Source organism: Acinetobacter sp. NPDC052428, assembly GCF_044547685.1.
Taxonomy (GTDB): Bacteria; Pseudomonadota; Gammaproteobacteria; order Pseudomonadales; family Moraxellaceae; genus Acinetobacter; species Acinetobacter lwoffii_G.
In genome coordinates, this window is sequence record NZ_JBIUAT010000055.1 from 1 (window position 1) to 10,140 (window position 10,140).

General features: G+C 33.1%; 4 protein-coding genes. All 4 read right to left on the minus strand.

The features are described from left to right. Positions 1 to 610: 610 nt before the first annotated feature. Entirely contained in the window at positions 611 to 2,266 is a 1,656-nt protein-coding gene (locus ACIG3F_RS15700) for an HNH endonuclease signature motif containing protein (RefSeq protein ID WP_071320610.1), read from the minus strand. A gap of 1,320 nt (positions 2,267 to 3,586) precedes the next feature. Then, positions 3,587 to 7,042: an integrase gene (locus ACIG3F_RS15705; protein ID WP_396470495.1), complete on the minus strand. Its 3,456-nt coding sequence runs from the start codon at positions 7,040 to 7,042 to the stop codon at positions 3,587 to 3,589. Further along, positions 7,035 to 9,410, minus strand: a complete 2,376-nt coding sequence (locus tag ACIG3F_RS15710) for a hypothetical protein (protein ID WP_396470496.1) — start codon at positions 9,408 to 9,410, stop codon at positions 7,035 to 7,037. Before ACIG3F_RS15710 ends, ACIG3F_RS15705 begins: the two co-directional genes overlap by 8 nt. 4 nt (positions 9,411 to 9,414) lie before the next feature. Then, positions 9,415 to 9,909, minus strand: coding sequence for a transporter (locus tag ACIG3F_RS15715; protein ID WP_145758465.1), 495 nt, complete (start codon positions 9,907 to 9,909; stop codon positions 9,415 to 9,417). Between the last annotated feature and the right edge of the window lie 231 nt (positions 9,910 to 10,140).

Genomic DNA, 10,140 nt, shown 5'->3' on the forward strand with positions numbered 1-10,140 from the left:
TTCTTGCGATGTATTCAGAAATTTTTATTAGCCTTGTCGTCGTATATTATCTCTTCTCATTATTTACACTTAGATTCTAAATTTTTAATAAATTCTATCAAATTTTAGAACACATATGTAAATATATTTAATTTTAGAAAAAGTTTAAAGGTTAAGTGAAACATTCAAAGCTACTGTAGAAGCATGTAAACAGCAGATCTGATCAAAATCCAAATTCTGTCTTTTTGATTATTTTCCATGTTATGTTATTTCATTGATGCTACGAGTTAACTGCTATATAAATTAAGTGAAAAGTAAATGGAACTAAGATGTTAACTAGAGTGGAACTCATTTTTATTGTGCTGATGGTCTCAGCCTTAATCCTAATTGCTTATGAAATGCTAAAAGGTTTATTTTAGAGCATCTATACAATTTTTGATCAAAAAAAAGCCCACAGAGGGAATCTATGGGCGAAACTAAGGACCTTGACGGTCATTCAGAAACTACAACTAGTTTCTGGTTGTGATTCTGGACTGAATTAAAAATAACCACATTGGCTGAATGTATCAAAAGTTAAATCATGTGATTAATCATTGATACATCTGCAAAAATGAGCTCATCGCTCTGTTGATTAATACAGTAATTCACCAAACAAATCCGCTCTAATCTCTTCCAGGCTCAGATCTGATTTCATCCTATTACAGATGGGATGAACCAGCAGGCCATTCTCTAGAACGCCTTGCCCACCTACGGCTTTGGCAATCCTATGATCCGATTCAGTAGAATCAAGATAGATCAATCCATCACAAATGAGGCAAAAGTTATGATTACCCACCACAAAATTGTGCTTAAGCAGACTCTTGGTTAATGCCGAAAAGGCCTTTGGCTTTGACCGAGAAATTGGACTAATCGACTCCACATATCCCACCACATTCTTGACTACTGCATCATCATAACCACCCAAAAACCTTTCGATATAGAACTCGTTAAAGTTTATGTACTTGAAGGCCTTAGACATGGACAGAATAAAGGTATTCAGGCATTTCTCATCATCAAAATCAACATCCATTTCCAAGCTTAAGCAAATAAAGGCTTTATAGACAATTTGTAGCCGATCATAGCCCTTGATACCACTGCCGAACTTGCCGACCGTTTCGGTGGTCGCCACGGGGAAATTGGCGATCAAGAACTCAATACTACGGCGTACCCGGGTGAAGTCCTTGAAACTAATCGTTCGATGATGAATCTGCATGCGGCTTTCATGAATTTCATACACAATTGAAAACCATGCAAGAAAAGAAGTAATCTGAAAACGCTGATCCTTATAAAAATATAAGTATGGATGTAAGCCCAAACTCGGAACCCCAGCATTTTTTACAGGCGTCGCTATTCTGCAAAGAATGGTCAACAGATGCGACATTAGGTTTTCAACGCGCTCCCCCTGATTCAGACTCATAATATTATGAATCTGATCACCCGCAATGATATTCATCAGCTCATTGACCAAGCCAATTTTTTTGCCATGACTCATTTCATTGTCTAATAAAATGGTCGAAAAAAGTAGCTGGTGGATCCTCTCCCCTAACTCAATCAACTCATTTAAACGTGTATATTGGAGCTCTTCTAGGTTAGATTTATTGTCATTGATATAACAACAGGCATAGATCGCATAATACGCGTCACTACCGCGATTTCTTAGGTGATATTCCTCATATTTATCTAAACGTTTAGTATCTGAGTTAATCGATTGAAATACCCGTCGCGCATCTTCCGGAGTCCCCAGTACCTGCCTGAAACTGATTTTAATATCTTCTAACTTCGACTTTTTTTCTGCAAATTCAGCATCAGTGCAAATTCTTTGAAAATCAGCGAGATCTCCTAAATAATTGCGGAGGTAACGAATATCTTGTTTTTGTGGATCATTGAAATTAGGTGCTTGATTGACTTGCTCATCCGCAAAATATCTATTAATCCACGCATAGATACAGGAAAGACGATGTGCTCCATCAATAATGTAAATATTGCCGTGTATATCTTTCCAATACAAAATGCATAAATTGATGTTTTGATCTTCTGTGCAATCCTCAATAAAGTTTGCAATTTCTTGCACGCTCCAACATTCCGTAGAACGCTGGTTATCCGCCTTAAATAAACATTTGATGATTGGATGCTTTTCAAAATCAGTCAGTGCAACTTCAAAATTGTCACGCTGCATTGAAGGTGACATTTCTTCTGGCAACATGACTTTACGCTGAATAATATTGGTCAATAGTCGTGTAGAACCCATTTCTTATTTCTCCAGGCAACACTTTCCTACTTTCACTCAAGTACGAAATTTGAAAGTGTAAATAGTTCGATTTGGTTAAAGCGATGAATTAAATGACCGTCAATATTCAGTCAGCGCTAACAAAAGAAGCTTAAGAGAAATGGGTACTTTTAAGATGATATTTTTCATATTGTAATCTCGTTGATCAATGTGAAATTTGCCAACATCTTTTCCACGAGATGGTGGCAAACCAAATAGGGGTGGAAATACCGCTCAACGAAACGGCCAGTCATAGACTGCCCTACTTGGCCTGCCATAAAGCATTGCCATGCAGACACAAAAGAGCCACTAAAAGTGACTCTTTAGTACGTTGAGATGCGGGTTTCCACGCCCGATTACAGATTTTGCTGTAATGTAATTATCATATGGGTATCTTTTTCTTTGGTCAAACCAAATTAGAATTTTTTATTCATTTTTTAGTGATATTTTAAAATTGAATGCTGGCTTAATTTTTTCAAAATTTTAGCCGAAAAAATCCCTGTATTTTACCTACATACAAGGATGCGTGTTTAGCTCAAAATCTATGCTGCATACTTATAGAAGGATTACCTAAGCTAATTAATTTATCTTCTCCATTTTTTGGGATCTCATTAAAATCTAAAAATAATCATACTGGTGGACTCCCAAGCCTTTGCTTTGTAAAACAGCAGTTTTAAAAAGCAAAGGCTTGGGCTATTTTTCTGAAATATATTTGCTTAGGCTATTTAAAATTAGCTTATAAAATCAAACCAAAAACACAACCCAGTTTTCTATGCTGTATTTAATATTATAAATCTAGCAAAATTAATTTTTTTATTTATAAAAATAAAAACTAATTTCCCTATTTTACATAATAAAACAAATGAATTTATAGGGTAAATAATTTATACTAACTCCCTAGTCTATAAAATTTACCTTATATATAATTTTATATTTTATAGATTAAATTTAAAAAATAATATCCGAATAAATTTACAATAATAATAAAAAAATACAATTAAATTTAATCTTATTTTCTCCTGCGAGTCATACAAAATCTTTTTGTTTATTGAGTATTTTTTTTGATAATCTCTCATCTAGCCTATCCAGGCTATTCTCAAGAAAAAAATTATCAAAAATCAACCTCACAGAGTGCACACCTCGCGCTTAGTGTCCCTTTTTTTGACCAAAAAAAAAGAGGAACCTTACATAAATAATGAAAAAATAATCAAACATGAATTAACTAAAGTTATATACCGATGTTTTTTATATATTTTTTTAATATAAAAAAACTGTAGCCCCCTGCTTCTCCGGTAAAACATTTTAGACCATTTTCTTTTGACCCAGGGAAGGTACTCCAAGGCATTTCATCTTAAAAAAGATACTTTGTAGTACAATTTTTTGTATCAGATGATGCTTTGAATCTGCTTTTTTATTACTAATTTTATAATATTTTATTTTAACTTCAGTCCCTATTTTTTTATCAAAATCACTTGAACTTGATTTTTCTATATTTAAGTAGGATTCTACGTCCGAATATATTTTGGTAATAAACTCTACAAATGAATCGTACAATTTTAAATCTTTTTGACAGACTGCTTCAAAAACTAAAACTGATCGATCATTTTTCAATGAAATTTTATTTTCCAAAATATAATAAAAATTTTTAATTTCTTTTTGGGTAATTTCTTTGTCAATTATGAATGGATGGCATATTCCATATAAATACGACCAATTGATCATTCGCTCCCAATTTAAATCCATTTCTTGCAGATCACGCTCCTCACTTCTAGCTATTTCTTTATCTTTATAAATATAAAATTGTCTACTAATTGACTTTATTAAGTTAACAAGCTGGTCTTCAGGATTTATGATCCGGTCATTTGCTTTCCATTCCTGATATGATTCTAGAAATCTTTTTGGATATAAAAAACTCATTTGTTTTTTTTCAATTTCATCTTTTTTTAAGAATTGCTTTGGATCATTATGTTTTTCAAAAACCTTTAAAAAAAACTTAGATTTTTGAAGAATGTTAAAAGCTGATTCATCCTCAGATATCTTTAAGGATTTAAATTGAGCATTAATAATTTTGCTATTTTTTAGTAATGCACCAATCAATTCAGGCTGATATTCACGTTTTGCTGTATAAAACATGTCTGCAATTAAAATATTAAGATGATGTATATAGCTACTTGCGGTCACGTTAAAGTCTTCATGCCCCATTAGATGTGCTAAACGTTGCCATACATCTGCGCTATGTAATGATGCATGATCGATATTTTGCAATATATGCTTTTTAAGCCTACCTACAAACCTAGAGTCATAGTCAGTAAAACTACAGATAAGCTGGTGGCTGCCTTTCAATAAAATTGCTAAGTGTGATGCAGCACTATGCCTAAATGCGTGAAATGTATATGAATGATCACTTGTCCCTAATACCAGATTAAACAAGCTCCTAGTGATTTTTGATAATTGTTGATTTTCAAAGGTGAAGAGTAATGTATTCTGTACTTGTAATTCCGCTTCGCTCAAAGAAGCAGCTAAATATTTTTTATAAAACTCACAGAACTCTTTAAATTCATTTGGATTTAAAAAATAGGATAAATCAAACTGACGATTTGCATTTTCGTTTTTAACATTACGGTGAGAGTTGGAATGAATTTTTAAAACCAGATTTTCAATATCTGAATTGGATGATTCATTTGAAGTCGTATCTTTAGGATCTGACTTTGCTTCGTAATATAAACGATTATTTTTAAGATGACTTCGAAGCTGTGCAGAGTCAAAATCATTGAGACGGATGCCTGTCACTTCATCAATACGCAAACCTAGTCTAAATGCGAGTCGATAGACCCATTGCAATGCAACTATGTCATTCCCTGAAATGCCTAAAATGTGTGGATAATTTTTCACAATTTTCATCATTAATTCAAACATCTGCGGACTAATGGTCCGTGTTTTTAAAAATTTCCCGCTGTCTCTCTGATGTTCATACAAGTACGCTACTACTGGTGCATCATGCTTGTTGACCAAATACTGATGAAATGTTTTTAACCTCGCGAAAGAATAGCCAGAAGTGTCGTGCTTTTTATTATCATTTTTCTCAGCGATTGTTTCCTGCTTTTCCTGATCTTTCATTGATTTTTCTAAAATAAGGTACTCATACATTTCTTCAAATTGTTCTTCGATGGCATTATTCAAATTTATTTGATATTCTAAAATGTAAATTAAAAAGTCAGAAACGAAGCTGTGATAATAACGTTTTATCGATGCCACCTGAAGTGATGCTTTACCAGAGCCAGAATTGTAACCTAGCTCATACTTTAACCATTGGCATATCCGTAAATGTGCGATTGCCACCACATAATCAATATATTCCCCCTCTCCAGCTTCATAGGAACGTATATCGCCCTCTGATTTATTAATACTTGCGTTCAAAGCTTCATTAAACTTGGCTAGTGTCAACTCTTTACCATCTTCACTAAATGATAAAAGCAATGATTTTATATCATTACGTTTACCCATCCGTTTATCATTATAAACTTTAACGTTCTGACCACTAGTAGAAACAGAAAGCTCTACAGTGTGATGAGTATTTTCAATTCTTTCTTGAATCGTTTTCCAGGTATCAAGCTGATGATAAATAGCTATATGCTGTTCATATATCAAAGGCGTAGTGATAATTTTGTTATTAAGTACACTTGTACTCAATAGATCTAAATTTGGAATCTCCTGCCAAAGAACATAATCAATATGCTTGAAAGCAGAAAAACGACGTCGCTCAAACTCTTTGATAAATTGATGATCAGGAACAACATCTTTAAAGTGTGCTTTTAGCCGCTTATAAAGTAAATCTTCCCGCTTAACTTTTTGATCTTGATCATCGTGTGTTTGCTGCCAAATACTAAGAGGCGATGTAAACTGTAATGCATAACCTTGGTTACCATGAAGATGCTCTCGGATACGCAAATAACAAAGCATTGAGATTGCGTTAAAATATATTTGCTGTGTTTGCCATAATTCCACATCTCCTTGGCTATCATAACGGTAGAAATTGCCATATTTTTGAGATGATAGAGTGTATGAGAAAACGTAGGCATGATTCTTTGAACCAGAGTAAATTGGCAGTAGTCCACTGTCTAGATTCATTTCAAAAATTGCATCATGAATTGCAATAAGCCGTTCAGGATGAATACATCCTTGATCGAAAATTAATGATATACATAAACATTCAAATAATATGTTTACTAAGTTTTGCTGAGCTTCAACTGTAGATTGTAAACTTATATTTTGAGTCTTTTTATTAAGAGAATAGCTCCACTTTTCATAAAATTTTTCTTTAAAATCAGCAAGAATAGCTCCATTACACAACTTGTCCTCTGTTAAAGTATTATCGCGGCGCGGTAATGTTGCTATTTTCCAATCTGGTAATTTAATATCGTAAATTTTTGCATGATCTGGATTTTTTTTTTGCCACTCCTGATACTCTTGTTCACAAATAATTTTAAAGTGTTTAAAACACTCCTTGAGGTAAGAGCGGAAATATTTTTTGAGCTGGGAATGCTCACAAACTTTTATTAAAACTTGCTGATAGTTTGTAAATTTATCAGCAATTCGTTGATCAAGAAGTTTAAAATCAATCTCGACACCATTCACCTTTTTCTGAGTATATTTATGATCAATCAGCTCAGAAATTTGATTAAAAATTGCTTTTGTTTCTGTTTCAATCGCATTTTGTAATTGCTCTAGAATCTCTTGATTTAGTTCTTTGTTAATCACGCGATTTTTCCTGGGTAAACAAGTCTAGCTCCAAAATTTCTAATTTTTTCAGTAACGCTTCAACCTGTTGTTGAATTTCTGTTTTGTAATGAAAAGGACTTAAGGATGAAGTATGGCCAAACCCCATGGCAATACCATCATGTGCATAAAGGGTATTATGAATATCACTGCTGAGTTCAAGATGGTTTTTGCTAAAATGCCTTGGCCAGTTTTTATAAATCTGAACTGTTTCTTTCAAGTAATGCGTCACAAAAGCTGCTGACATTGGTGCCAAAGTAAGATTGTCTGCTATTTCTATAAAGTCAACGCTATGCTTTTTGGAAGTCAGTTGAGGATGGATAAGAATACACAGCATGAATTCATTTTTTTTCCACTGCTCCTGCAGATATTTCATGCCTAATGCAGTGATTGTCTTATCTATATACTCTCTGTATGCATCAAAATGCTTTTGCCAATAACCTACTACAGGCACTAAACGACCTTCTTGTCGTGAACCAATTTTTTTGTCATGAATATAGATAAATTTTGATTTTGAATCATAATTTTTGATCAAACCTGGCATACCCATCGTGGGTCGTACAGTGAGGCAAATTAAAGACAGATGCCACATCCAAATGCTATAAGCATTTAATTTCTCAATCCGATTGGCTTCATCATTCGTTAAAGTAGTCTGTACATAAGCATAAAGATTTTTAAAAAATTGAGTTGCTGCTTTGATAGTCCAGCAACGCTGACTACCTATACGTTGTTCTCGGTCAAAGATATAACCCGGATGCTGCTCTTTTTTCCATAGATCACCTTTTTTTCGGTTTATTAAACAATCAATGTATCTTTTAAAATGTCTATTTATCTCTTCAATATTACGCCCTTCATAGGACCAATTAACCACATGATTCGTATCGTGATTTGCCATTAAGTGTGCTACGAGATCATCACCTGTCTGCATATTCAGATGGAAATATATTTGCTTTTCTAAAATTCCACATGAAATCTTGTCCAAATTATACGGTTTGAAAAGCTGCCTTAAAAAACGATTGTATTCAGGAACAGATAGTTCTTGAATAACATTTTTTTTTAATTGAATAATCCAAGCACTAGGAATATGCCATTTATAAGTGGATGCTTTGTTATAGCGCTGTAATTTATCACTCATAATGCCCGAATGATTTACATTCAACTTTGGATCAATCACCCAATAATAAGATACTTCGATTACTTCGATTACTTCTGTTTCTTCTGCTACTTTTGTTTTTTTTATTCTTTTTACTTTTGTTTTTTCTAATATTTTTCCTTTTTCAATCAAATTATTAATATCTTTAAAGATAGTAGGACTCAGACCAGTCAGCAGTGACATCATGCCACATAATGCCAAAGAAGATTGATCATAAAAGATTGTACTATTTTCTTTGAGCATTTTATCCTGATAACAATCGTGCAATACGTTGTATACCTGATGTAATAAACTGGGTGCTAGATAAAGTGGATTACTTACAAATGGGACTTCACGTCTCTGAATAATTTTTTTGAGCTTTTCATCGGATATCATAGAACTTGCACGCTTACTGATATCATCATGTGTAGGATCAAGAATAGTTGCTGATTTTTCATCTATCTCGACTTCTGTGTCATCATTTTCTATATGAATAGGAGATGGCCCTGAGTGGTTTGTTACATCAATCTCCTTTTTTATTCTTTTTATCAAATCCTTGATACTAAGTTTCTTCGATGAATTTAATTCCCTGTTGTTAAGCTCATTACAGACAATACAAAATTGCTCAATGTAACGGTCTAAATCTAATGAGATGGAGTGCTTTTGCATCTCTTTACCAGTTAAAAATTCTTTAAAATTGCTGGTGTTAAATTCATCGATTTTTTTAATTTCATTGGTAATTTTGTCACATGGTATTTTTTTTTCCCCACGGTCTTTAAATTGGTTCTGCAGTAACAGTTTTAATGCATAACATAGTTGATTAAATTTCTTATGTACTCTTTCATCATCTACTATTCGCTTAAAATCTATCAGTTTTGTGTTTGTGATAGGCTCTTTATCTTTAGAACTAGAATTCGGTAAACTGATAAGTTCTTTGAGCATTTCACAAATTAATCCAGTCAACAGATAACCATACTGATGCCCTTCTTGTTCAATTTTAGTCCATTGAGTTAAACCAGCCAGAATTTTATGTTCCGTCACAATTCTCTTTTTTTTAATAGTAACCTGGATTTTTTCTGCAGCAGCATACAACTCATTCTTATTTTGAACGTCGAAATCTTTGAAAATAGCTTTTTTTTCACCAAGTGACTGATTTACCCACTTTTCCAATACTTTGATTTCTTCGTGTAGATCTGACAATCCATCAGTATTAGTCATACAGTTACCATAATTTTTCAGGGTAAAAATTGATTTTCAGGTTTCGTTCTAACTTGAGCTTGAAGTTTTTAGGCAAACCAAAATATTTTTTATAAGTTCTTTGAGTCAATTTTTTAACACAACGCTGCGGTTTTGACTCCACTCTCATATGTTCTGATAACTTCAGACTTAAGGCCTCGGACAATTGAGTAAAAAAACAAGTAAATAGCACAGCATGCACCTCTTTATGTTGGTGCTTTTTAACCTCTTCAGTTTCTTCAGGAGCTACATCAATTGTATCGAGTAACCACTTTAAAATTTCAAATTCATCAACGTCTTGATTGTCTTTTGCTGCCTGGTCAAGCATTCTTTTGATTTCATCATCCATCTTATTTTTAAGATCCAATACAAAATCTTGAATAAAGTCTGGTAAATCTAATATCAAAACGTAACTTAACTTGGTGAAAACTTCAGTTAGAACTTCAGGTGTTTTTTTTGCATGCCCAATTTTTTCTATCATGACTCTCTCAATCGATACTGGCTATACAAGCTCAATACAGTTGAAATGGTTAATTTCTAAATTTACTACTTAGGCCTAACAGAATATCTTTAGCCTAAATAAATAATGTGGTTCCGTTAATTAGACCACTCAATTTAGTTTTATAAGTGATAAATCCGCTCTAAATATTTAAATTATGCTGCCATTACTTTTAGTAAATGTTGATCATAAAATTCATCCGGTGTTGCCTTA

What these genes read in the sequence shown, in the direction of transcription:
- ACIG3F_RS15700 (WP_071320610.1), bottom strand. Translation starts at nt 2,266, where the DNA reads ATGGGTTCTACACGACTATTGACCAATATTATTCAGCGTAAAGTCATG.
- ACIG3F_RS15710 (WP_396470496.1), bottom strand. Translation starts at nt 9,410, where the DNA reads ATGACTAATACTGATGGATTGTCAGATCTACACGAAGAAATCAAAGTA.
- ACIG3F_RS15715 (WP_145758465.1), bottom strand. Translation starts at nt 9,909, where the DNA reads ATGATAGAAAAAATTGGGCATGCAAAAAAAACACCTGAAGTTCTAACT.